The sequence below is a fragment of the Pseudomonas alkylphenolica genome (genome assembly GCF_004025535.1).
Lineage (GTDB): Bacteria > Pseudomonadota > Gammaproteobacteria > Pseudomonadales > Pseudomonadaceae > Aquipseudomonas > Aquipseudomonas alkylphenolica_A.
Genome location: NZ_QJRG01000048.1, coordinates 179,225 through 204,236 on the forward strand (window position 1 = coordinate 179,225; position 25,012 = coordinate 204,236).

Annotated in this window: 18 protein-coding genes; 5 read left to right on the plus strand and 13 right to left on the minus strand. The window is 61.7% G+C overall.

The genetic code is table 11. The annotated features are described in order from the left end of the window. Positions 1-7: 7 nt before the first annotated feature. The 9 genes from DM813_RS21570 to DM813_RS21610 all read right to left on the minus strand — a co-directional run bounded on the left by DM813_RS21570 (position 8) and on the right by DM813_RS21610 (position 13,230). Positions 8-1,465, minus strand: a complete 1,458-nt coding sequence (locus DM813_RS21570; RefSeq protein ID WP_128325433.1) for an acyl-CoA reductase — start codon at positions 1,463-1,465, stop codon at positions 8-10. A gap of 3 nt (positions 1,466-1,468) precedes the next feature. Then, complete coding sequence (locus DM813_RS21575) at positions 1,469-2,899, minus strand: hypothetical protein (protein ID WP_128325434.1); 1,431 nt, start codon at positions 2,897-2,899, stop codon at positions 1,469-1,471. Positions 2,900-3,079: 180 nt separating this feature from the next. Further along, complete coding sequence (locus DM813_RS21580) at positions 3,080-3,793, minus strand: TetR/AcrR family transcriptional regulator (protein WP_128325435.1); 714 nt, start codon at positions 3,791-3,793, stop codon at positions 3,080-3,082. 3 nt (positions 3,794-3,796) lie between these two features. Then, entirely contained in the window at positions 3,797-5,776 is a 1,980-nt protein-coding gene (locus DM813_RS21585) for an alkyl/aryl-sulfatase (RefSeq protein WP_128325436.1), read from the minus strand. A gap of 89 nt (positions 5,777-5,865) precedes the next feature. Then, complete coding sequence (locus tag DM813_RS21590; RefSeq protein WP_128325437.1) at positions 5,866-6,555, minus strand: acyl-CoA dehydrogenase family protein; 690 nt, start codon at positions 6,553-6,555, stop codon at positions 5,866-5,868. 126 nt (positions 6,556-6,681) lie between these two features. After that, positions 6,682-7,830, minus strand: coding sequence for an acyl-CoA dehydrogenase family protein (locus tag DM813_RS21595; protein ID WP_128325438.1), 1,149 nt, complete (start codon positions 7,828-7,830; stop codon positions 6,682-6,684). A gap of 47 nt (positions 7,831-7,877) precedes the next feature. Next, complete coding sequence (locus DM813_RS21600; protein ID WP_206617417.1) at positions 7,878-10,349, minus strand: efflux RND transporter permease subunit; 2,472 nt, start codon at positions 10,347-10,349, stop codon at positions 7,878-7,880. Next, complete coding sequence (locus DM813_RS21605; RefSeq protein ID WP_241653234.1) at positions 10,349-11,338, minus strand: WD40/YVTN/BNR-like repeat-containing protein; 990 nt, start codon at positions 11,336-11,338, stop codon at positions 10,349-10,351. The genes DM813_RS21600 and DM813_RS21605 overlap by 1 nt, the downstream gene beginning before the upstream one ends. Positions 11,339-11,535: 197 nt before the next feature. Next, positions 11,536-13,230 carry a DUF1302 domain-containing protein gene (locus DM813_RS21610; protein WP_128325440.1) on the minus strand — a complete coding sequence of 565 codons (1,695 nt, stop codon included), beginning with the start codon at positions 13,228-13,230 and terminating at the stop codon, positions 11,536-11,538. A gap of 224 nt (positions 13,231-13,454) precedes the next feature. Here DM813_RS21610 and DM813_RS21615 point away from each other — a divergent pair, with 224 nt between their 5' ends. Then, a complete protein-coding gene (locus tag DM813_RS21615; RefSeq protein WP_206617418.1) occupies positions 13,455-14,516 on the plus strand; it encodes an MBL fold metallo-hydrolase in 1,062 nt (353 codons plus the stop codon). A gap of 192 nt (positions 14,517-14,708) precedes the next feature. Here the strand turns inward: DM813_RS21615 and DM813_RS21620 are convergent, their stop codons facing one another. Continuing rightward, the gene (locus tag DM813_RS21620; RefSeq protein WP_128325441.1) at positions 14,709-15,452 is read right to left on the minus strand and encodes an SDR family NAD(P)-dependent oxidoreductase; all 744 of its coding nucleotides are present in this window, start codon (positions 15,450-15,452) and stop codon (positions 14,709-14,711) included. Between the two features lie 274 nt (positions 15,453-15,726). Between DM813_RS21620 and DM813_RS21625 the strand changes: the two genes are divergently transcribed. The 3 genes from DM813_RS21625 to DM813_RS21635 all read left to right on the plus strand — a co-directional run bounded on the left by DM813_RS21625 (position 15,727) and on the right by DM813_RS21635 (position 21,114). Next, positions 15,727-18,318, plus strand: coding sequence for a LuxR C-terminal-related transcriptional regulator (locus DM813_RS21625; RefSeq protein ID WP_241653218.1), 2,592 nt, complete (start codon positions 15,727-15,729; stop codon positions 18,316-18,318). 106 nt (positions 18,319-18,424) lie between these two features. Continuing rightward, positions 18,425-19,579 carry an iron-containing alcohol dehydrogenase gene (locus DM813_RS21630; protein WP_128325443.1) on the plus strand — a complete coding sequence of 385 codons (1,155 nt, stop codon included), beginning with the start codon at positions 18,425-18,427 and terminating at the stop codon, positions 19,577-19,579. A 200-nt stretch (positions 19,580-19,779) separates the two neighbouring features. After that, on the plus strand, positions 19,780-21,114 hold the full coding sequence (locus DM813_RS21635; RefSeq protein ID WP_128325444.1) for an MFS transporter: 1,335 nt from the start codon (positions 19,780-19,782) through the stop codon (positions 21,112-21,114). Positions 21,115-21,174: 60 nt separating this feature from the next. Here DM813_RS21635 and DM813_RS21640 read toward each other — a convergent pair whose 3' ends face one another. Genes DM813_RS21640 through DM813_RS21650 form a run of 3 tightly spaced genes read right to left on the minus strand, consistent with a single transcriptional unit; the run spans position 21,175 to position 23,755 of the window. After that, entirely contained in the window at positions 21,175-22,116 is a 942-nt protein-coding gene (locus DM813_RS21640; protein WP_128325445.1) for an electron transfer flavoprotein subunit alpha/FixB family protein, read from the minus strand. Further along, the gene (locus DM813_RS21645) at positions 22,116-22,865 is read right to left on the minus strand and encodes an electron transfer flavoprotein subunit beta/FixA family protein (RefSeq protein ID WP_128325446.1); all 750 of its coding nucleotides are present in this window, start codon (positions 22,863-22,865) and stop codon (positions 22,116-22,118) included. The genes DM813_RS21640 and DM813_RS21645 overlap by 1 nt, the downstream gene beginning before the upstream one ends. A gap of 26 nt (positions 22,866-22,891) precedes the next feature. Then, positions 22,892-23,755: an MBL fold metallo-hydrolase gene (locus tag DM813_RS21650; protein ID WP_241653219.1), complete on the minus strand. Its 864-nt coding sequence runs from the start codon at positions 23,753-23,755 to the stop codon at positions 22,892-22,894. A gap of 239 nt (positions 23,756-23,994) precedes the next feature. On the opposite strand from DM813_RS21650, the gene DM813_RS21655 reads away from it, so the two are divergent. Further along, a complete protein-coding gene (locus tag DM813_RS21655; protein ID WP_128325447.1) occupies positions 23,995-25,002 on the plus strand; it encodes a LacI family DNA-binding transcriptional regulator in 1,008 nt (335 codons plus the stop codon). Positions 25,003-25,012 lie beyond the last annotated feature (10 nt).

The window sequence follows — 25,012 nt, forward strand, 5'->3', positions numbered from 1 at the left end:
GCAGGGGTCAGATCGATGGGCGCAGCCAGGGTGCGGCGCTGGTTTCGGGCGCAGCGATCTGGTTGGAGATCCATTTCCCCATGCGACGCATCGGTTCGATGGAGTCCTGTGGAGCGGCAAATTTCATTGCTGCGGCATACCCCAGTGACACGATGCGTTGCGCGCCATACAGCGGCAGCACATCCTTGAGCTGGTCCTTGATGCTTTCCGGATAGACACCGACAGTCTGGGTGTAGGCATCGACCGCATTCATCATCTCGCTCAAGTCGTCGACCGGTACCAGGTTGGCGGTGCGGTCGTCGAGACTGGCGGCGAACGACACCGGCTCAGGCAGTTGCGAACAGATGATCGCGCCCTCGCCGGCCTTGCCGCCGATGACCTTGTACCACTCGTCATCGAGTCGTAGTGCATCGACATGGGCCTTGAGGCCCTGGTCATAGCGCTTGGGCGTGGTACTGAGGGTATTGGGCAAGCCGATCATGGCGTCATAGACGTACTGACCAAAGGTGTTGAGGCGCTCCAGACCTTGCTCATCGGTACCGCTCTGCACGTACACCACCCGTGCGCACACGCAGCCCTTCTGGTTGATCGCACCGATATCGGCCGCCAGGCGCACAGCGGCTTCGCGCATGCTCGCTTCGCTGTCGAAGGTGTCTTTGCCGATGATGCTGGCGCTGCGCTTGGGGTCCAGGGAAATCAGCTCCAGCCCCGGCTGAATGTAGCGCGTTACATGCTTGATCGAGGCAAAACCACCCCAGGCGACGATCTTTTCCAGGTTCTGCGGCTGGTACAGGCGTTGTTCGAACGCTTCGTCGCCGCCCTTCCAGTAAGCGACACTCAGGTGCTTGGTCAGCGGATGGTCCGGGGCCATATCGACCATGGTACGGGCGATGGCCAGCGCGGTGAACGGGTCGTTGGACGGCGCCTTGATGATCGCATCGCTACGCAGGACCATGTTGCGGATGATGGTCCACAACGACAGGGACACCGCATTGCCGGCCACGATGTGCAAGGTCCGCGCGCCAAAGCAACGCACTTCCAGCCGGGTGCCGTCGAGCAGTGTCTGCGGCACCCAGCCCTCCAGGTACTTGATACCGACCGTGGTTTCCGCCATTTCGCGGATGAATTCGCGCGACAGCATGTGCTGCAGGCCCATGTAGGAGCCCTTGACGATGCTCGGGGTGGTCGGTGCGGTCAGGTACGACAGCTCGCAGGCTTCCTGCAGGTAGCGGTTTTTGTCCAGCGCCAGGCGTTCGCCGAGGGCTACGGCATAGTCGAGAATGTCCTCGAAGCTCAAGCTGTACAGGTCCGCCAGGCGGGCCGGGTTGCCCAGGGGCAACTGATCGATGTATTTGTTGGCATCGGGGGTGAGGAAGCTTAGATCGCCACCGCGGCCACCCACTTCAATCAGGTTGTCGGTGATCACTTGACCACGGATGATCATTGGCGCAATTGGGTGGGACATGGCTCAGCCCTCCAGGGTGTTGAGGAAGTCCATCGCCTCGCGATGGGATTGTTCGGAGGCCGCGCAGGTGATCTTGTCGTCGCCGCCGTTCTTTTCGCTGTAGCGCTGGATCGCACCCACCACATAGCGGCTGTGACGTCCGCAGGTGCAAGGCTGATCCCACTCGATGGTGATTTCGTCACCGGTAATGAAACCGCCCCAGTGGATGTCCGCGCCCAGATCAAAAAACGCCGCACGCCCGGTCTGGCGCCCCTGGCGTGGCAACGGCTTGCTGGTTTCAGGATCGAGCAGAAACGGAATCGCGGTGTGCGAGAAGTGGTAGTTGCCCTGCTCGCATTTAAGGTGCGAACCGCTGACCACTTCCGACATCGCATAAGACTCGTGCAGCGTCTTCACCCCGGTAAAGCGCATGACCTCTTCGCGCCAGTTGTCTGGCGGCACCACACCTTTGGCGCCACCGGTGGTGATGATGTAGGAATCGGGATGGAACACTGACTCCAGGCCGCGCTCCAGACCGGCCTTGGCCATGTTGTGCAACAGGTTCCAGGTACCGCCGATGTACACCTGCTTGCCTTTGAGGCGGTTAGCGATGTCATCGAAGAACGTCGCCAGGTGCTGCGGCATCTCTGCTTGCTGCTGGTCGAAGGCCTTTTTCTTGGCCAGCAGCTCCGGGGCCACCACCAGGCGATCCAACGTGCCGTTGTTGTGCGCTGCACGCAGCCTTGCCCCCAGGCGCAGTACGTCGCTGGAGAGCGTCGAGGGATAGGCCGGATGAAAGTGTGATGGGTCGGGCAGCAGCACGCGAGCCAGTGAGCCCATGCCGCGCAGATGACTGAGATAGCCTTTGCTGTAGTACGGGTAGGCCGTGTGCAGGTCCGGGTCCGGGGTGTCTGCGCCGGTCATGTTCCAGGCATACAGCTTGCGCACTTCGGAGGCTTTTTCGAACTCGCGGGTGCTGCAAGGCAGAAACGACAAGGTACCGGAGGTGCCGGAGGTATGACTCAGGCATAGCTCGGGGATTTCCCGGTCGAGGGTTTCGAACCAGTCGTCCAGGCCTTTGCAGGCACTGACGTCGACGGCGGCAATCTGTTCCGCCAGTTCCGGAATCACCAGCTTGCCCAGCCACTTGTTGATCGCCGAATAGTTGTTCTTTTCCAGCAATGAAGGCGGGTATGACTTGAACAGGGTGTGCTCGAACAACAGGGGCACCACGTCGTCCAGCTGTTCGATCTGCTCGATGCCTTCGGCGTCCGCCAGTTTCTTCAGCACCGCAATGCGGTTGCGCATTTCGCCGAAGCGGCGTTTCAGGCCTGCCAGCTGCAATGCATTGATCTGCTCGGCAGGTAATTGCTTCCAGTTCTGCAAGCTATGCTCGACCAGGGCAGCCGGATCGCTCAACAGCAGATCGACCTGTTCTTCTATTGTTTTTTTCAAGGGACAGCCTCCTGGAATTCAGTTGATCTCGCCTTGGCCTTGACGCTGCAACGACCGGTTGGCAGGCCCAGTTTAGGGGGCGCAAAGGCAAAATCATTTCCGGATTCCAGAATCCAGAATACAAACACAAGTAATTGTTTTAATTGGCTTTTTATTGAAAAAACCGCTATCAGAGGGAGATTATTCCGGGTCTTGCGTGGTCAGCAGCGCATGGATCATCCGCGCGAGCATGCGCACCGTAGTGTCCTCGATCAGGTATTCCGGCTTTTCGATCAACAACGCTCGCGGCAAGGCAGTGACGGCCTGGTAGGCAAGAAAGCCGGCCTTCTCACGGTCACGCACCAACACCTGGTCGGAGAAGCGCTTCACCAGCGCCGGAATGACCATCGCGATCCAGAAGCGCTCCGGCTTGACGATTTCCAGGCGCACCAGCTCGCCGTAGTAGGCGGCCTTGATGCTCTGCTCGGAGTCGACCTGCATCCAGCGATGCAAGGCCGAAAGGCCGGTGCGCAAGATGATTTCGATACCGTCATAGAGGGTGGCCGACGCCGGCAACGCCTCAATGCTGGCGATCACTTGTAGGCGGGTATCGGCGCGGTAATCTTCGAATATCGCGCCGATCAGTGACTCAATGGTGGGGAAATACTCGTAGATCGAACTGATGGCCACACCGGAGTAGTCGGAAAGACGGTAGATCGACAGTGCCTCCCGCCCTTCTCCTTCGAGGATCTCACGCCCGGCCGTTTTCAACGCCTCGACCAGCGCGACAGAGCGGGCCTGCTTCGGCCGCTTGCGCGGTTTGGTCGGTACTTCCACGACAATATTGCCATGGCTGCCCTGGCCACGAGCGGCTGCCCCCTCGTGGCTTGGCGAAGCTTCCAGGCGACGCCCCATGGATCAGGGCGTCACGACGTTGAACGTCGGCTGAAAGCTGGCAAGCATGCCGAGCATCGCCTTGAAGCGGTCGACATCGCCCTCGAGCTTGATATCGCCCTGCTTGATCGCCGTCGGGAAATCGAGCTGGCGCAGGCTGATCTGGTCCAGTACGGCTTTAGTCATTTTCACAGTAGCGTCAGCCTGGGCATGGCGTGTGTGCTCGCGATAGGTCAGTACGCCGTTGCGCAAGGTCAGGGCGAAGTGCTGGTCGAGGTCGTCGAAGTCCCAGTTCAGGGTCATATCATGCCCTTGAGCCTTGTCCGAGTCCATGCGTACCGAGAGGATATCCATGAACATCGTCGGTGTCGCCGCGCGCACCAGGTCGGCACTGCCGCGGGCGCCCTGTTGCGGTGCGAGCTGGCGCAGTTCCTGGACTGCGGTCAGGTACATGTTGCGCCAGATCGCCGATTCGCTGCGGTAACCCAGCTGCTCCAGCGCGTCGGCCTGGGCTTCCAGGGCGGCTTTGTTGTCAGGCTCGGCGAAGACCAGGTGATTACCCAGCTGTGCGGCCCAGCGATAGTCGCCCTGTTGCATTGCCGTGCGCATCAGCTCCAGCACCTTTTCGGCGCCGCCCATGGCTTGCACATAGTGCTTGCCGGACTCCACCGGCGGCAACGGATCAAGGTTGGCCGGGTTGCCGTCATAAAAGCCCAGGTAGCGTTGGTACACCGCACGGGTGTTGAAACTCAAGGTGCCGTAGTAGCCCCGGGCATACCATTTATGGTCGAGTTCGCCGGGCAGCTTCTTCACTGCGTCGGCAATCTCCAGCGGTGTCAGGCCCTGGTTGAGCAAGTGCAAGGTACGGTTGTTGATGAAAGCGTACATGTCGCGCTGGTCGGCGAGCATGCTGCGAATGCCCTCGCCGCCCCAGGTCGGCCAGTTGTGCTGGGCAAACATGACCTGGGCCTTGTCGCCATAGCGCACCAGGCTGTCATCGATGAATTTCGACCAGGCCTTGGCGTCACGTACTTCAGCACCACGCGGGGTGAGTACGTTGTGCATCGACATCACCGCGTTTTCGGACATGCTCAGTGCCTTCAGTTGCGGCAAATACACATTCATCTCCGAAGGGGCCTCGGTGCCTGGCGTCAGCTGGAACTCGAACTGCACACCCGCAATGTCATGGCGCTCCAGCGGCTGGACGATCAAATCGGTGGGCGCGATCAGGCTGATGGTGCCGCCTATCGGCGCGCCCTTGCCGATCCCGGTATCGACCTGGCCGCGTTCAGTCCTGGGCACCGCCCCGCCACTCTGGTACATGCCGCGACGAAACATCGCCGTGCCGGCCAGCACGTTCTCCTGGATCGCGTGCTCCATGAAGCCGTCCGGGGCATAGATACGGACCTTGCCGGCTTTGACGTCAGCCTCGTCGACCACGCCGCGCACGCCGCCGAAATGATCGATGTGACTATGGCTGTAGATCACCGCCACCACCGGCTTGCGCGGGCGATGCTGGTAGTACAGGTCGAGACCTGCTTTGGCTGTCTCGGTTACATACAGCGGGTCGATGATGATCAGGCCGTCATCACCTTCGATGATGGTCATGTTCGCCAGATCGATACCGCGAATCTGGTAAACCTTGTCGGTGACCTGGAACAGACCGGCGTTGGCGTTGAGCTGCGCGATACGCCAGAGGCTGGGGTTGACCGTATCCGGTGCTTGCGCTTGCTTGAGAAAATCGTATTGGTGAGTGTCCCACACGGTCTTGCCGTCAGCATTTTTCACCTCGCCCTCAAAGGCGGCGACCAGGCCCTTGCGCGCGGCTTCATAATCAGCGCGATCCTCGAATGGCAACGCCTTGAGCACCGCCTGATTGAGCGCAACCGTAGTCGGGCTGGCAGCCTTGGCCGAATTGCTGGAGGCAACGTCTGCCGCCCAGGAGGGAACAGCGGACAAGGCAATGGCAGTGGCAGTGGCAAGTGCAGCAAGTGAATAGCGCATACGAATTCCTTAAGCGTGGATCGAGTCCACCGTTTTTATTCTGGCTTGCCAGACTGTGGCAGCCTACCTTTAAGCAATACAGCCAACAGTCATCGGCGCTGGGCGCTGATCCCTGCGAGCACGTGAGCAACGGAGCGCTTCTGAGCGTCGCTGAGATCGGCTGACAAGCGCACGTTGCTGAGTGTCATTCGTGGCGGGAATGCAGCGTCGCTCCCTGATACATAGCCATGCTGTTCACGTTCCATCACTACGTAACAGCAGGCACCGTCGTCGGTTGGCAACGGGGTGATGAGGACATCCGCGAACCGACCATTGCAAATCCACTGGTGATTACCGTTGATCACCCAGCCGTCGTCAGTCGGGCAGGCACTGATGCCTTGCGCCTGTTCCACACAGAAACCACCGAAACCGCGCCCCGCCAAAAGGCCCGGCAGGTAGCGCTTGCGCAACGCATCCCGCCCCGGTGGCAAGTGGGCCAGCGCCGATGCGACGAGCAGGTTACCGAGTACACACTCGGCAATCACGCTGGAGACCGCACCGAGTTCTTCAAACAACAGGGCCTCGGTCTCCGCCGACAGTCCCATACCGCCGAGGGCCTGGGCGATACTGGCGCCGGGCAGGCCAAACTCGGCAATGCCCTGGGTGAGTTCGCGCAGTTTTAGCGCAGGCAGGCTACGCCCCTCGAACAGACGGGCAACGGGTGCTACCTCGGACGCGAGAAAAGAACGGAAGCTTTCCACAGCAAGCCGCTGCACATCGGTGGTGATCGGTATCTTCATGGTGCTGGTTCCCTGCCACTCGGCGCGAATCCACCCGAAATTTCAGGTTCGCTATCAACAGCAGGGTATGCCGGTGGAAGTCTGGCTGCCCCCCCTCAATGAGGAGGGGGTAAGCCGAATGTGCCATTAAACCAGAGCGCGGGCGATGATCAGCTTCTGAATATGGCTGGTGCCTTCGTATATCTTCGTGACCCGGACATCCCGGCAGTAACGCTCAACCGGGAAGTCGGTGAGGTAGCCATAGCCACCGTGGATCTGCAGCGCATCGGAACACACCTTTTCCGCCATTTCACTGGCAAAAAGCTTGGCCACCGACGCTTCCTTGGCGCACACCACACCGGCCTCGCACAACCGTGCGGCATGCACCATGTACTGATGGGCAACCTCCACCTGGGCCGCCATATCGGCCAGGTCGAAGGCAACCCCTTGCAGGTTGAGGATCGGCGCCCCATAGGCTTCGCGCTCTTTGGCATAGCCAACAGCAGCATCCAGCGCCGCGCGGGCGGTGCCAGTGGCGACAGCGGCAATCGCCACCCGCCCTTCCGACAGCGAGCCCATGACGTTGCGGTAGCCGGCGCCTTCTTCACCCAGCAGGTTCGATACCGGTACCCGGCATTGATCCAGCTGGATCTGGGCGACATGTGCCGAGCGCTGGCCCATTTTGTGTTCGACACAGGACACCACATAGCCGGGGTTGTCCGTCGGGTCGACCATCAACAGGCTGCTGCCTTTCTTGCCGGCAGCTTTGTCAGTCACCGCCAGCACCAGGCCCAGGCCGGCATGATTGCCGTTGGAGATGAATTGCTTGCTGCCGTTGAGCACGTAGTGGTCGTCTTCGCGGCGCGCCTGGGTACGGAATGCCCCTGTGTCGGAGCCGGCATGCGGTTCGCTGAGCAGAAACGCGCCGATGCGTTTACCACAAGCCAGGTCCGCCAGGTACCTGCGCTTCTGCGCCTCGTCACCCAGGCGGGCCACGGCCATGCCCACCGAGTTGTGCACGTGGATCAGGGTGGCGAAACCGGTATCGGCAGCGGCGAATGCCTCGATGGCCAGGCAATACTCGACGAAACTCAGGCCCGCACCGCCGTACGCTTCGGGTATCAGCATGCCGAGAAAGCCCAGGTCGGCAACGGCCTGCAGTTCGTTGCCGGGCCAGGCGGCACTGCGGTCACGTTCGGCGGCTGTCGGGGCGACTACCTCGGCGGCGACCTTGCGTGCCGAGTCGCGGATCATGATTTCCTGTTCGCTGAGGAAGGTTGCACAGGTGTCGCTCATGGTAATTCCTTATGAATTCAGGGCAAAAAGACAGGTTCAGCTTGGCTTTACACACACTGCACAGTCCGCGCATCAGACTCGCTGGGGGCGCTGTTCTCACCCACCACCGGGGTCATAACCGGCGCACTGCGGGCATGCACGTCTCTGAGCAGGAAATGCGACAGCGCCGGGATTAACGCCAACGCGCCGAGCATGTTCCAGAGGAACATGAAGGTCAGCAGGATGCCCATGTCGGCCTGGAACTTGATGGGCGAGAACGCCCAGGTGATGACCCCGGCAGCCAGCGTCACACCGACCAGCGCCACGACTTTGCCAGTGAAGCGCAAGGCATGCCGGTAGGCGTCAGCCAGGGTGGCGCCGGCACGCTGGCGGGCCAGTTGGATGCTCAGCAGGTACAAGGCGTAGTCGACGCCGATGCCCACACCCAGGGCAATCACCGGCAAGGTCGCGACCTTGACGCCCATGCCCAGCACCACCATCAGCGCTTCGCAGAGAATCGAGGTGATCACCAGCGGTACCACGGCGACCACCACCGCACGCCAGCTGCGGAAGGTGATGAAACACAACACGATCACGGCCGCATACACGTACATGAGCATGGTCAGGTTGGCTTTCTTGACCACGATGTTGGTCGCCGCTTCAATCCCGGCGCTGCCAGCCGCCAGCAGGAACTGCCGCTCCGGCGTACTGTGCGCTGAAGCGAACGCTTCGGCGGCCTGGACGACCTGATCCAGGGTCTGTGCCTTGTGATCGGTCAGGTAAGCAACCACCGGCATCACCGAGCAATCGTTGTTGAACAGCTCCGGGTTACTGGTACTGGCAGTACGCGCGGCGTAGTTCAGCACGTCCTGGTTGGGCGAAATCGACATCCATTTCGGGCTGCCCTCGTAGGACCCGGCAGTGATCTTGCGTACCGCGTCGGCAAGCGACACCGTACTCTGCACGCCCGGCACTTGCTGCAAGGTCCAGCCCAGACGATCGGCATCCACCAGCGTCTGGTATTCAAGACAGCCTTCGGCGCGGGTTTTGACGATGACTGCAAACTGATCGGAAGACAGCGAGTACCTGCTGTTGATGTAGGCATTGTCGAGGTTGTAGCGCGAGTCGGGACGCAACTCCGAGGCCCCGGCGTCAAGGTCACCGATCTGCAGCTGGGTGCTGACGATAAAACCGGCCACCGTGAGCAGCGCCGACACCGTCAGCAGCACCGTTGCCCAACGGCGTTCAGTGAAGCGCTCCAGCAGCAACCAGAGGCCGCTGGCGGGCTTCTGTTCCGCGCGCAGGCTGCGGCCGGCAGCCTTGGCACTGACCCCGGTATAGGAAAGCATGACCGGCAGCAGGATCAGGTTGGTGAATACCAGCAACGCGACGCCGATCGACGCGGTGATGGCCAGGTCCTGGATTACCGGAATATCGATCAGCATCAGTACCCCGAAGCCTACCGCGTCGGCGACCAGCGCCGTGACCCCGGCGAGAAACAGACGGCGAAAGGTGTAACGCGCCGCCACCAGCTTGTGGGTGCCACGGGCCACGTCCTGCATGATGCCGTTCATCTTCTGCGCGCCATGGGAGACGCCGATGGCGAACACCAGAAACGGGACCAGGATCGAATATGGGTCAAGGGCATAACCCAGCCGGGCGATCAGCCCCAGTTGCCAGAGCACTGCGATGCAGGAACAGCCGAGCACCAGCGCGGTACTACGGATACAGCGGGTCCAGGCGAAGATGATCAGCGCCGCGATCAACGCCGCTACTGCGAAGTAGACGACCATTTGCTGCAGGCCATCGAGCAGATCGCCAACCACCTTGGAAAAACCGACGATGCGGATCGCCAGGTCAACACCGCCCTGATCGCCGGAATACTGGCTACGGATAGTTTCCAGACGCTTGGACAGTTCCCAGTAGTCCAGCGGCTCACCGCTATTGCTGTCCTTGTCGAGCAGCGGCAGGAAAATCATGCTCGAGCGAAAATCGGTGCCTACCAGGTTCCCCAGCAGCTGCGCACGGCCGATGTTCTGCCGCAGCGCATCGATACTGGCCTCGGAGCCGGTGTAATTGTCCGGCATCACCGGGCCGCCGGCGAAGCCTTCCTCGGTCACCTCGTTCCAGCGCACCACCGGCATCCATAACGACTTGACGTTGGCGCGGTCAACGCCGGGGGTCAGGAACAACGCGTCATTGATGTGTTTCAGCGCCTGCAGGTAAGCGGGATCGAAAATATCACCGGAGCGATTCTCCACCACCACGCGCACGGCATTGCCCAGGCCCTTGAGTTCATCGCGGTTATCCAGGAAGTTGCGAATGTAGGGCTGGTTTTGCGGAATGGTTTTTTCGAAAGCGGCGTTGAGCGTCAACCGGGTCGAGTCCCAGCCCAGCACTACCGTAGCCACCGCACAGAGGAGGATGACCAGCAAGCGGTTGTTGAAGATCAAGCGCTCCAGGCGGCTGCCAGAGCGATGATTGAAATCTTTCAGGTTGCTGATGGTTTGCAGGGTGTCGCTGGCGTTGTGGGTAGCCATCAGAGCTCTCCGACCTTCTTGTTCTGTTGCAGGCTCTGCACACGCACACCACCAAGCCCGGCCAGGGCGACGGCCCCGTCGGCAACGGCTGCCACTGCAAAGTTGGGTGCCACACTGTCGAGCGCTACGCGGCGGAACGTCGCCCCACGGTCAGTGGAGCGCAGTAACTGACCGCTCTGGCTGGCCAGCAAGAGCGTGCCGTCTGCGGCGACCAGACCGCTGCTGATACCCGCCTCGGTGCCGGTAGTGACCGTGCTCCAGCTGGCACCGCCATCGAGGCTGCGCAAGGCGTTGCCACGCAGGCCGTACACCAGCACCAGCTGGTCATCGCCCAGCACGCCAAACAGGGTGCCCTCATACGGCAACGGCACTTTCACGAACCGCTGGCGGGTCGCATCGAGTTTCAATACCAGGCCCTGCTCGGCCACCATGAACAGCGTCCCGGCAGCCGGATGCAGACCATACAGGTGCATGCTTCGCGGGTTGTCGACACGGTCCTGCCAGGGTGTCCAGCTTTGCCCGCCATCCTCGGTGCGCAAGATCAGATTGAAAGCACCAATGACGAACCCCGTACGCTCGTCGGCGAACCACACGTCCAGCAACGGTTTGTCGGCCCCTTGCTCGGCAAACAGCTCAGCGTCCTGTTTAAGGCGCTGGGCTTGCGGGTCTTCGGGATTGGCAGGGTGGCCGTAGTGCTTGAGCATCAGCGCCGCAATCTGCCGGCCATCGAGCTGCTTGCTCCAGGTTTTACCCGCATCGCTGCTGTGTAAAACCACGCCTTCGTGGCCTACAGCCCAGCCCTGATGGGGAGTGGGAAACATTACGGCAGTGAGGTCGGAACTGACCGGCACCTGGGCTTGGACCCAGGTGGTGCTGTCGTCGGAGTAGAGAATATGACCGCGCTGGCCAGCTGCAATCAGCCGCCCGCCGGCTTGCGCCAAGGCATTGATCGGCGCATGGATCGCTTGGCTACTGGGCACGGCTGGCATGTCCAGGGGCGAGACGAAAACGGGTTGCGCGAGCACGTGGCCCGTCAATAGCACGGCCAGGATCAGCCATGACGGTCGTAAGCGTTGTTTAAACACTGTGTTTACCTCACATCAGTTGCGCACCAGCGCACATTGCACCAACAGTGGTCCCGCCTTGGGACCACCACCGGGAAGCTTGCAGCAGTGGCAAGCGCGACTCAGAGCGTGGTCTTGAAGGTGAAGTACACCGCGCCGCGGTCTTCCAGCATCGCCTGGCTACCGCTCGGGGTCAGGGCCGCGCCGGTGACCGGATTGGTCGAGTAATCGCCGAAATAGTCCACGTACTTGAGGTCGAAGCGGTACCGGCTGTAGACGTCGAGTGCCAGACCGACGGCGTAGCTGCCGGCATCTTCGTTACCGCCGGAGCTGACTGCCGAGTTGCCATTGATACCTTGGGAGAAGCTCAGCGGCATCGACAGGTCGCCACCGGGGAAGACCTGGTACCAGGTCGGCGTGAAGTTGATGGCCAGCCCGTAGGCATCGCGGGTGACCGCGTCAATATTGGTGGGCACGGCTTTGTACGCAGACGATCCCTTGAACAGGTTCAGCGGATCGGAATTGACCGACAGCCAGCGGCTCCAGGTCAGCTCGGCAGACCAGCTGGCGCCGTCGTAGAGCGGCGTCGGGCTGAGCGAGCCAATGGCATTGAGCACACCGTGCAAGGTGTCACCACGGGCACCGAGAATATCGCCGTCATCCGGTAGTTGCGCCGCCGACGTCACCCGTGCCGCCGAGCTGACCAGCGGCATGTTGCGCCGGTAGTTGAGGTCGGCACCGACACTCACGCCGCCGACTTCCTTGGACAGGCTAATGCCGTACATGTCGATCTTGTCGGCATAATTGAGGAAATACTGCGGCCGCGCATTGGCCAGCAACACGACCTGAGGCAGCGTGTCGGAGAACTGGCGCACGTAGAAGCCCAGGGTGCCGTCCAGCCATTGCGGACTCCAGCGCGTCATCACGCCCCAGTCACCGGAATCGCGCGGTTCGATGTCGTCGCCATGCAGGGCACGCAGGCTGGGGCTGAGAATGAACGACTCGCCACCTTGCTGATAGATGTCCGCAAAGCCCAGGTAACTGCCAGACTCCGGCACCCGCGACGGGCGCCATTCGAAAAAGTACTGCGCAGCAAACGACAGTTCGGGATTGACCTGCAACTGGGTCGACAGCTGAGTGCGCGGCAGGTACAGCTCCTTGGCCTCGATCCCCGGTAGTGCCAGGGCCTTGCCCTGGTCCAGCGGTGCCTGGCCATAGGAAATGCCATGAATGGCGCCAGCACCCAGCAACGACTCGCCCCAGTTCACGGTATGCCGACCCAGGCGGGCCTTGAGCGGCATCTCGCCGAGGTTGTATTCGCCAAAGACGAAGGCGTCCATCCATTCGGCAGACGGGCCTTCGTAGTAACGGTTGGTATAGCGGCTCAACCCGGTGGCCGGACGTCCGCCGGAACCCAGGTGGTTGGAAGTGGCAACGTTGTCGTTGTCCAGGTCACCGGCATACGCGGCGTCATACCAGAGTGCCGCACTGACACGTGCGCCGTATTTGCCCTTGTAGATGAGGTCCGACTCGCTGAGGATATCCAGGCGATTGTTGACCAGGCGATGCTTGTCGAAGTTACGGTCGCCGTCATCGTTGTTCGGGTTGGCCAGGATTGCCTTGTCCTGGCCCTCGGTACGCATCCCCAGGTTGTAGCGCAAGGTGTTGTCCCAACGCAGCTGGATATCATCGTTGCCGGTGTCGATCTCGACAGCAACGGCATTGGCGCAGGCCAATGCGCATAACGTCACGACCGTGGCCCGGACTGCAGGGTGATTGGTGGGATGACGTGGACTGGTGTTTTTCTTGTTATTCATCTGGGTGTCTCCTCCCCTGGGTTGAACCTGGACCTCCAGGTTCGCAAGCCGCTCAATCAGTGATCGAGTGCTGCGCAGGGTGCCAGCGTTGTCAGTACGTCCTCCCCCCCCTTTCTGAAAGGGGGGTGTTCCCCCTACCCCCCCTTCGGTAGCGTCTGCACCCATAACGCTGAATTGCGCGCCTGTACCGGCAACATCAGTGGACAATCAGACGGGAGAACACAATGATGGACGGCCTTTCGGTCAGCGCGAATGCACGCCTCACCTACCCCTACGCCCTACCGCCGGTGCCCGGAGTGCCAGCCCAGGTCGTTGCGGGCGTACAGTGGCTCAGGTTGCCCCTGCCGGTTTCGCTGGGGACCATCAACGTGTGGTTGCTCGCTGACGGTGCGGGCACCACGCTGGTCGATACCGGCATCTACGATGAGCAGACCGAGGCGCTTTGGCGTGCCTTGCTGGACGGCGCCTTGCGCGACACGCCACTGACGCGGATCATTGCCACCCACCTGCACCCCGACCATGTCGGCATGGCCGGTTGGCTGAGCCGCCACACCGATTGCCGGTTGTGGATGACACGCCTTGAGTACCTGCACTGTCGGCTGCAAGCCGGCGACAGCAACCGTCCGGCACCCGAAGAGGCACTGGCGTTCTATCGGCGTGCCGGTTGGGACGCGCAGGCGCTGGAGCGTTACCGCACGCGCTTTGGCGGCTTCGGCCGCATGCTCTCGAGCCTGCCTGACAGCTATCGGCGTATCCAGAACGGCGAGCAGCTTGATATCGGCGGGTATGGCTGGGAAGTAGTCGTAGGCGCAGGCCATTCACCGGAGCACGCGTGCCTTTATGATCCGCAGCGAAAGTTGCTGATTTCCGGCGATCAGGTGTTGCCACGGATCTCGTCCAACGTTTCAGTGCATCCCACTGAGCCGGACGCCGATCCGATGAGCGAGTGGCTGGATTCGTTGGCTATGTTGCGACGTCGCGTGCCAGACGATGTACTGGTGCTGCCGTCGCACAACAAGCCCTTCCTTGGTCTGCACACGCGAATCGAGCAACTGCAGGTTGATACCTACAGCGCCCTGACGCGCTTGCGCCAGGGGCTGGAGCAACCCCGTCGTGTGGTCGACCTGTTCGCCCTGCTGTTCAATGCCCCGGTGCGCAGCGACGACAGCTCACGCTTCACCCTGGCGACCGGCGAAGCCCTGGCCTGCCTCAATTATCTGCTACGCCGGGGGGACATTAGCGTGAGCCTGGACGGGCAAGGCGTGGCCTGGTATCAACGCGCCTGACGCGCGCATCGCGGGTAAACCCGCTCCCACAGGGCCTGCAGGGATTTTGAAAACAGTCATGCACCTGTGGGAGCGGGCTTGCCCGCGAAAAGGCCGGTACTGCGGTTGTCCGGACGAGTCCAGGGCTGCTGTGCAGCCCATCGCCGGCGCTGCCGGCTCCCACAATGGTCGCGATATACCCAAGGAGCGGGCTCAGCGGGTCCCGCATTGAATATCAAGTGTCAACGCATTGAGGTAGGCGTTTTCCACCACGTGCTGCACCAATGCCGCAAACTCGTGGCCATAGCCCATACGCCGCGGAAACAGCAACCCGCCGACGATGTTTTCGGATACTTTGGCCGGCATCCCCGCCGACATGCCCGACTCGAACAGCCCCGGCGCCAGGCTCACCACGCGAATACCGTGCTCGGCCAGGTCACGTGCAATGGGCAATGTCATGCCAATCACTGCCGCCTTGCTGGCGCTGTACGCGGCTTGGCCCATCTGCCCTTCACGGGCAGCGCCCGAGGCTGTATTGATAATCACGCCCCGCTCGCCGCTGTCCTCGGGATCGTTGTTCGACATCGCCAGGGCCGCATAACGGATGACATTGAACGTCCCGGTGAGATTCACCGCCAATACCCGGCTCCACAGCTCGGTGGGGAAAACCTGGCCCTTGGACAGCGTCTTGCACGGCCCCAGCACCCCGGCGCAGTTGACCGCCACATGCAGCGCCCCAAACCGCTGTACCACCGCATCGATCCCTCGCTGAACGCTGGCTTCATCAGCAACGTCCACGGCAATACCGGCAATCCCCTCAAGCGCCACATCGAGCCGCTGCTGATCGAGATCGAAACCCACCACCCTTGCCCCCGCCGCAGCCAGTGCCTTGCAGGTAGCCAGGCCCAGCCCCGAGGCCGCGCCCGTGACGATCGCTACTTTATTGTCCAGTTTCATCGTGATTCCTCGGTTAGTCCCCTGACTGGGGATGCGACCGATCTTAAAAAACAACCGGACCAGGTTGTCCCTCCCATTGCGGGCGGTGAGCGGCTGCCCGGTCTAGGCTTGACCTGTCCAGACAGGTTGGCTAGCTTCGCTCCAATCAATAAGAAGCGTGGAAAACACATTGCCGAAAAATCTTGCCCGGCACTTGGTTTCGACCAAGTTCTCGCCTCCGCGCATCGGTACCCGGCATGTCGCCCGGGCCCAGCTGCTGACGCATCTCCAGCGCATGCATCATAGCCTCCTGGCCTTGATCACCGGGGCGGCGGGCTACGGCAAGACAACCCTACTGGCACAGTGGCGCCAGGACCGGCTCAAAGCCGGCGCCGAAGTAGCCTGGGTGTCTCTGGCTGCCGATGACAAGGGTTACAGCGCCTTCTGTACGACCTTCCTGGAAGGTGTGCGGCGCCTGGGCATCGACATCGACATCAATCTGCAGCGTGAAGACAACACCCTATCGGCCATTGATGGCACGGTTGCGATCATTGTCAACGCAGCGGCCATGCTCAACAAAGAGCTGTACCTGATGGTCGATGACTACCACCATGTAGAAGCTCCGCATGCCCACAAGCTGATACAGAAACTGCTGGAGCAAAGCCCCGGCAACCTGCACCTGGTACTTGCCTCGAGGGTTAGCCCGCCGCTGAGCCTGTCACGGCTGCGGATGATGGATCAGGTGGTAGAAATTGAGAGTGCCCAGCTACCATTCGACCTGGCGGAGACCCGTACTTTCGTCGAGGAAAACCTCGGTAGCGACAAGATCAACGCCGATGAGCTCAGCCTGATACATGACCTCACCAGCGGCTGGCCATCCTGCCTGCAGCTGATTGTGATCATGCTGAAGAACCGCAGCGATACCCGTGCGATCCTGGATGATCTGGTGTGGCGCTCCAATGATTTGCAAACCTACCTCAGCGAAGAGGTGGTGGCACACTTACCAGCCGCACTGGTAGAGGTCGCCGAAACACTGTCGCTGTTCCGGCGCTTCAATGCGTCGATGGCAATCACCGTGACCGGCAACCCCGAAGCCGGCGAATTGCTCCAGCGCATGGAAGACGAGAACCTGCTGATTTACCGGGTCGACTCTGATGACCGTGTCATCTGGTACCGCTTTCATCCTTTGTTCGGTGAGTTTCTCAGTACCCGCCTGCAGCGCCGCAATCACGATGTGCGCCCCTTGCACCGCCAGGCTGCCCAGTGGTTTGCCGAGCACAACTGCCTGACCGAAGCGGTGCGCCACGCGAGCCTGGGCGACGACACCGAGTTTGCCATCCAGGTGATTGAACAGACCACGCCAGCGACCTGGAGCCTGGATTATCTGGCACCCACCTTGCGGCTGCTGGAACGTTTACCCGAAGACGTGCTGTTTCGTCATCAGCGCCTGCTGTTTCTGGCGAGCCTCACGGTTTCGCTGACGTCGCGTCCGGGGCGGGCGAAAGCCTGGCTCAATCGCTTGCAGGCGAGCAACCTCGATGCCCACCCCGAACTTGCCAGTGGCCTGCCGCTTATCCATGCCGCGGTAGCCATCCAGGAAGACGACAGCGAACTGACCATCCGCCTGTTGGAGCCGGTGCGCGATGCTCCGATGGACAATCCCTTCCTGCGCTATGTTTTGCTGGCGGCGCTGACGGTCGCTTACGCCACGGCGGGCCGGTACACCGATGCCCGGCGCCTGTTCGACATTCATCCTGTCGCCGCCGAGGATCGCAGCAATGACATGGCACTGGTGGCCGAATCTGCTCGTTTGACCACCTATTTGCTCGCCGGTGACATTGTCGAGGCCGAATCACTGGCTTCCGAGTTGCTGGAGCGCTCGACCCGCGAAGGCGGACAGCGCTCAATCTGCGCCAACCTCTGCGCCAGCCTGCTGGCCGATGCCTTCTATGAGCTGGACCGCATCGATGACGCCCGCGAACTGATCGCCAACCGCTTCGGTTTGCTGCACTCCTCGGTCCCCGATGTCATCGTCCGCACCAACTTGAGCCGTAGCCGCCTTGATCTTTTGCAGAAGGGAGCAGACGCCGCCCTGAGTTTTTTACGTCAGCAAATTGCCCACCTGCGCAGCCTGGGCCAGGTGCGACCGGTCGCCCACCTGTTGGGCGAACAGATTCGCGTATGCCTGCTCAAGGGCCAGCGCAGCCATGCCGTCGAGCTGTTGCAGGCACTGGAAGCACTTGCACGCGAGCATGGCACCGCCTTGGGCGGGCGGGCCGAACTACCGGCCATCGCCGCCCTGGCGCGCGCGCGCGTGCTGGTCAAAGAGGACTCGCACGCCGCCTTGGAGGCACTGGACACAGTCAAGGACTATGCCGAGCGCTTCCATCGCGGGCGCCTGGGCGTGCTGGTCGACCTGTTGTCGGCGGGTGTACTGGAAGACCTCAAACAGCCTGATCAAGCGTTGTTGCGCACTCATCGGGCAGCCGAGGCGGCGCAGCGCCTGGGCCTGGCCCGCACCCTACTGGATGAAGGTGCCCTGAGTGAGAAACTGTTGGGTGCACTTGCCAGCACGGGCTTGCACGACCCGCTGCGCCAGTATGTCGACGACCTTATCGAAAAACTCACCGGCCCCTGTTCAGCCAGCCTGGCAACACCCCGCTCACGCCGCCCCGCTCCACCGGGGCAGCAAGCCCTGCTGACCCCTCGCGAACGCGAGATTCTCAGCCTGGTAGCCCAGGCCATGTCGAGCAAGCGCATTGCCCACACCCTGGATATCACCCTGGAAACCGTGAAATGGAACCTGCGTAACATCTTCGCCAAACTGGGCGTTTCCAGCCGCTACGATGCCATGGTCCAGGCCCGCAACCAGAACCTGATTGACTGACCGCTGTTCGTCTCCCCTCCCGTCTGGAGGGGGGGAAGCGCCGATTGTTGCCCCCTAACCTTGCAGGACGCTGCCGAGCCATCGGCCAATCCACGGGGAAAACCACATGACGCGCCGCCTGCTGTTCAACACCACCCGCTCCATCATTATCGAACGCGGTGCCGCTGCCCGCCTGGCCGAACAAGTCCAGACCATGGGCCATCGTTCGGTACTGCTGGTCACCGATGCCGGCGTTTTGGCCACCGGCCTGCTGTCCCCGGTCGAACGAGGCTTCGCCCAACGTGGTATCGCCCTGCAGGTGTTCAGCAAAGTCCAGGCTGACCCACCGGAGTCGGTGATTCTCGAAGCCGTGCAAGCCGCACGGCAATGCTGCGCCGATTGCATAATCGGTTTTGGCGGCGGCAGCTCCCTGGATGCCGCCAAGCTGACGGCACTGCTGGCGCGCAGCGAAGAGTCGCTGGCCGACATCTACGGCATCGATCGCACCAACGGCCGGCGCTTGCCGCTGATCCTGGTGCCGACAACTGCTGGAACCGGCTCTGAGGTGACCGCCGTGTCGGTGATCACCACCGGAGAGGGCCAGAAAAATGTCGTGATTTCGCCTTCGCTTCTGCCTGACATCGCTGTGCTCGACGCCGACCTCACGCTGGGACTACCCAAGCACGTCAGCGCTGCTACCGGTATCGACTCCATGGTCCACGCCATCGAGTCCTATACCTCCAGGCACCTGAAAAACCCGATTTCCGACTGCCTGGCCCGCGAGGCGCTACGCCTTTTGGGCGACAACCTTGAACGGGTGTGCGACAACGGCGTAGACGCTCAGGCGCGCGAAAACATGCTGCTGGGTGCCTGCCTTGCCGGCATGGCCTTCGCCAATGCCCCGGTGGCCGCCGTACATGCCCTGGCCTATCCGTTGGGCGCACGGTTTCATGTGCCCCACGGGCTGTCCAATGCATTGGTACTGGCGCCGGTGATGCGCTTCAACCTTGAGGCCGCGGCACCCCTTTACGCCGAGCTGGCGGATATTCTGCTGCCGCACAGCCGCGGCGCAATCATTGAGAGGGCCATGGGACTGATCGCCCACCTGCAGGCCTTACCGGCGCGCCTGGGCCTGCCAACCCGGCTACGTGATGTGGGCGTCACCGAGGGCGACCTCGAGGCCTTGGCAAGGGATGCCAGCCAGCAAACGCGCTTGCTGGATAACAACCCACGCGAACTGAGCCTCAAGGACATTCAGGCCATTTACCAGCAAGTGTTCTGAAGCGCGGTATCATCGCCGCGACAAAACGCGGAGCCCGGTTGCGGGCGACCGCGTTACTCAGAATATTTTCTAATTTTTTCAGTCACTTGCCTTAATGTCCAAATCCGGAACATTGCCCTGGCAGCGCCTCCTTATACTCGCCTGAACCGCCCCGTGCGGCGCCACTACAACAATAATCAGGCAACCACAGGAGCGCCTCAATGAGCGACGCCATCCCCTCCTTTCCGGCGACATCTGCCATTTCGGCTGATTTGAAACGCACCTATTCCACAGTGATCTGGCGTCTGATGCCCTATCTGATGCTGGCCTTCATCATCAACGCCATCGATCGCCTGAACCTGTCGTTTGCCAAGTTGCGCATGGCCGACGACATTCTCCTCAGCGATGCAGCGTATGGCATCGGTGCCGGAGTCTTTTACCTGGGGTACATCCTCTTCGAGGTGCCCAGCAACTTGTACATGCAACGTGTCGGCGCGCGTGCAACGCTGACACGAATCATGATCCTCTGGGGCCTGATCACCGTGGCCACGGCCTTTGTTACCAGCCCTACGCAACTGATCGCTGCACGTTTCTTGCTGGGCGTCGCCGAAGCGGGCTTTTTCCCGGGCCTGATCCTTTACCTCACCTTCTGGTTTCCTGCCGCTGTGCGTGGCCGGATCACCGCCTCGTTTTTCATGGCCGGCATGGTTGCCGGGATGATTTGCGGCCCCTTGTCGGGCACCATCATGACCCACCTGCATGGCTGGCTGGGTCTGCGTGACTGGCAGGCTTTGTTTGTCCTGACCGGTCTGCCGGCGGTGCTGCTTGGGGTGATCGGACGCTTCTGGCTGACCGACCGCCCCGAGCAGGCGCGCTGGCTGAACGATGAACAAAAACAGCAGATCCACCAGGCGCTGGCCAATGAATCAGGATCCGGCGCGGCCAGCAGCGGGTTCCTCGGCGCATTGCGCGATCCACTGTTGTATGTGGCGGGATTGGTGTGTTTCTGCATCTACAGCGCCTCCAACACCGTTTCTTACTGGCTGCCGACACTGGTGCAGGGTTTTGGCCTGGAAGACCTGCAGCACATTGGCCTGGCCACCAGCCTGCCGTTCCTGGCGGCCTTGTGCGCCATGTACCTGCTCGGTCGCAGCTCTGACCGCTACATGGAACGCCGCTGGCACCTGAGCCTGACAATGCTGACCGCAGCGGCCAGCTTCTGCTTGCTGGACCTGGCCGCGGGCAACGCGCTGCTGTCGATGACACTGGCCAGCCTGGGGGCGGCGGGCGCCCTGGCGGCGATGCCGTTGTTCTGGACCATTCCGCCTGCGTTGTTAAGCAAAACCGGGGCTGCGGGCGGCATTGCCATCATCAGCAGCCTCGGCAACCTCGCCGGAGTTCTCAGCCAGACCGCCGTCGGTGCGGTAAAAGCCGCCACTGGCAGCCTTTACCTGGCCTTTGACCTGATCGCCGTGCTGCTGGTGCTGGGCACGTTGCTGTTGCTGATCGCCATTCCCGCAAGGCGCCTGGTACCTGCAGGCAACACCCAGGCTTAAGCCTTTACAACGACTAAAAAGCCCGCTCAATGAGCGGGCTTTTGCTTGCCTGGGAGCGTCTCAGAGGTGCTGCTCCAGCTCCGGCACGGCGTCGAACAGGTCGGCCACCAGACCGTAATCGGCCACCTGAAAAATCGGCGCTTCTTCGTCCTTGTTGATCGCAACGATTACTTTCGAGTCTTTCATCCCGGCCAGGTGCTGAATTGCACCGGAGATACCAACAGCAATGTACAGCTGCGGGGCAACAATCTTGCCGGTCTGCCCGACCTGCATGTCGTTGGCGACAAAACCTGCGTCAACGGCTGCCCGTGAGGCGCCGACACCCGCCCCGAGCTTGTCGGCCAGGCTGTACAGGTGCTTGAAGTTGTCACCGTTCTGCATGCCGCGGCCACCGGAAACGACGATCTTCGCCGCGGTCAGTTCCGGGCGGTCAGAGGTGGCCAGTGTTTCGCCAACGAACGCCGACAGGCCCGCGTTAAAGACCGGTCCGACAGCCTCGACAGCAGCCGCCCCGCCCACAGAGGCAACGGCATCGAATCCGGTGGCACGGACAGTGATGACCTTGATTGCGGCATTCGATTGCACCGTAGCAATGGCGTTGCCGGCATAGATCGGACGCTTGAAGGTGTCTGGCGACTCAACCGAGATGATTTCGGAGATCTGGTCGACATCCAGCGCCGCCGCCACCCGTGGCAACAGGTTCTTGCCGTTGGCTGTGGCAGGCGCCAGGACGTGGCTGTAGATCACCGTCTGGTCGATCACCAGACCGGTAACCAATGCAGCGAGATTTTCCGGCAAGTGATGGGCATACGCCGCATTGTCAGCCACCAGCACCTTGGCGACGCCATCGACGCCTCGCGCCGCTGCCACAGCGCCTTCGACACCCAGGCCCGCCACCAGCACATGAATCTCACCACCAATCTGCTGTGCGGCAGCAACAGTGTTGAGGGTCGAACCACCAAGTGCTGCATGAGTGTGTTCCGCAATTACCAGGATAGTCATCAGATTACCTTCGCCTCGTTCTTCAGTTTCTCGACCAGTTCAGCAACCGACTTGACCTTGATACCCGCGCTGCGAGCAGCTGGCGCTTCCACGTTCAGGGTCTTGCTGGTGGAGGCGGTGGAAACGCCCAGCGCGTCTGGAACAACAGTTTCCAGCGGCTTTTTCTTGGCCTTCATGATGTTTGGCAGCGACGCATAGCGTGGCTCGTTCAGACGCAGGTCAGTGGTGACGATCGCTGGCAGGTTCAGCGCTACGGTCTGCAGGCCGCCATCGATTTCACGGGTGACATTGACCTTGTCGCCAGCCACTTCAACCCTGGAGGCGAAAGTGCCCTGGGCGAAGCCGGTCAGCGCGGCCAGCATCTGGCCAGTCTGGTTGTTGTCGCTGTCGATGGCCTGTTTGCCAAGGATCACCAGCTGTGGCTGTTCCTTGTCGACAACAGCCTTGAGCAGCTTGGCCACGGCCAGCGAGCCGAGCTCGTCGGCAGACTCGACCAGAACGGCGCGGTCTGCACCCAGTGCCAGCGCAGTACGCAGTTGTTCCTGGGCGCTGGCCGGACCAACGGTCACCACCACTACTTCAGTGGCTATGCCTTGTTCCTTGAGGCGCACCGCCTCTTCCACGGCTATTTCGCAGAAGGGGTTCAGCGCCATTTTTACGTTGGCGAGGTCGACGCCCGTGCCGTCCGCCTTGACGCGAACCTTGACGTTGTAGTCGACCACGCGCTTTACCGCAGCCATTACTTTCATACAGCACTCCTGTTGAGCGGGTTGATTCAACTGTCCAGCCGATGCAGGACGGCATGGTGGTCGTAGGGTTGATAACGCGATTGCCGGTTGCGGCAGACCTTGATGAGCGCAACCTCAGGATCACGGGGCAGGAACAGCCTGCCACCGCTGGCGACCAGGTGGTCGAGCAGGTGCTCTTTTTCATCGATCAGGCATTCCGGATTCCGGTCAAAGGCGGTGGTCAGGTCGAGGGCGAGCCATTGCATGGCGGGCACCAGGTCACCGGCAAAAATCAGCGGGCCACCGGGCATCTCGATTTCCGGCAACAGCTGTCCCGGGGTGTAGCCGTCGCTGACATGCAACCGCCAGCCTTCACCCAGTACCTCGCTGGCGTTCTCGTCGAGTACCTGCAAACGGCCACTGCTTTGCAGTTGACTGATGATCGGCGCCACGAACAATGCCCGGTCTCGCGGGTGGGGATGGCTGGCCCGTACCCAGTGCTGACGGCCGACCAGATAGCGGGCTGCCGGGAAGAGCAAGCGCGGTGCATCACCTGCGTTGACGGCACGGCGCACCTCCGGCGCGAGCATCGCATGCAGGTGGGTGAGCACCACGGCGTGTATGTCCCCTTCTGCCAGGCCAAGACGCGCCAGGCTGTCGAGCAGGCCAGGGGCCGGCCGCTGACAGCGGCAGGTTGGCGCCAGGGGGGCCAATAAAGCATCGCTACCGGCCATGACCAGTATGTTCTGGCCGTTCTGTTGCACCAGCAGTACGCGCGATGCCAGCTCGACCTGATTGTCGTTGTCCGGGCTCAACCATTCGCTCCAGATGCGCCGCGGTGTCGTGCCGAACAATGTGCCGCCGTCGAGCTTGCGTGCTTTGCCGGTCACTGAAAATAACTTGCGATACACCCCATTTACCTCGCTGAACGCATTTTTGCCCTGTGCTGTTGAGCGCACTGAGAAAGGCCAGCATATGCAAAAGACGGTCAGTGGCACCCCTCCCGTGACGGGTGGTTTGCGCATTTTCGGCAAGGGGTGGGCCATCGTTGCGCAGCCCCCCCTCCATTGGGGAGGGGTTTCTCCGGGGCCGTGCGAATAGGATTGGCGTCACTTGTGCACACGATTGCACTGCCATCGGAGGAACTGCCATGACGCGCGACTGCAGCAGCGGACGGATCACCGCCCGGGACATCGCCCAACGGCTGGGGGTTGCCACCTCGACCGTCACCCGCGCCTTCGATGCCCAGTCGCGCATTTCCGCCACCGTGCGCGCACGCATCCTTGCCATGGCCGAAGAACTGGGCTATCGACCCAATGCCATTGCCCGGTCGCTGAACCGGCGACGCACCGGTATTGTTGCCCTGGTGATGGGCGACATGAGCAATCCGTTCTACCCGGCGGTGCTTGAAGCGTTCTCCCTGCAACTGCGCGAGTCAGGCCGGCAACTGCTGCTGTTCGTAGTTCCCCCCGGAGGCGACGCCGACGCGCTGATGCCGCAACTGCTGCAGTATCAGGTCGATGGCATTGTGGTCACTGCCGCAAAGCTGTCTTCGCACATGTCCGACCTGTGCGCCCGCCAGGGGGTAGCCGTGGTGTTTCTCAACCGCCGCGTCGAAGACCCGACCGTCTGGTCGGTGTGCTGTGACAACCAGCGCATGGCCACCGAAGTTGCCGAGTACCTGGTGGGACAAAATCGCCAGGCTTGCGCTTTCATCGCCGGCGATCCAGACGTCTCCACCACGACAGACCGTCTGCTCGGCTTCGAGCAGGGCCTGGCAGCGTACGGTCAACGTGTGGTTGCACACCTGCACGGCGGATACACCTATGAAGGCGGACGCGCTGCAGCCACCCGCCTGTTCAGCCCCGGGCAGCCGGTCATCGATGCCGTGTTTTGCGCCAACGACGTCATGGCCCTGGGGGTCCTCAGCCATTTGCGCATGAACACCACCCTGCGGGTGCCCGAAGAGGTCGCCGTCATCGGTTTCGATGACATCCGCGCCGCTGCCTATGCAGAACATGGCCTCACCACGGTGCACCAACCGGTTGACCAGATGATTGCGTGTGCCATCCGCTTGCTCGGCGAAGGCCGCCCTGCCAGCGCCACCGCTGCGCTGTACGAAATACCGGGCCATCTGACGATTCGCACCACCGCTTAGCGAAGCGCGA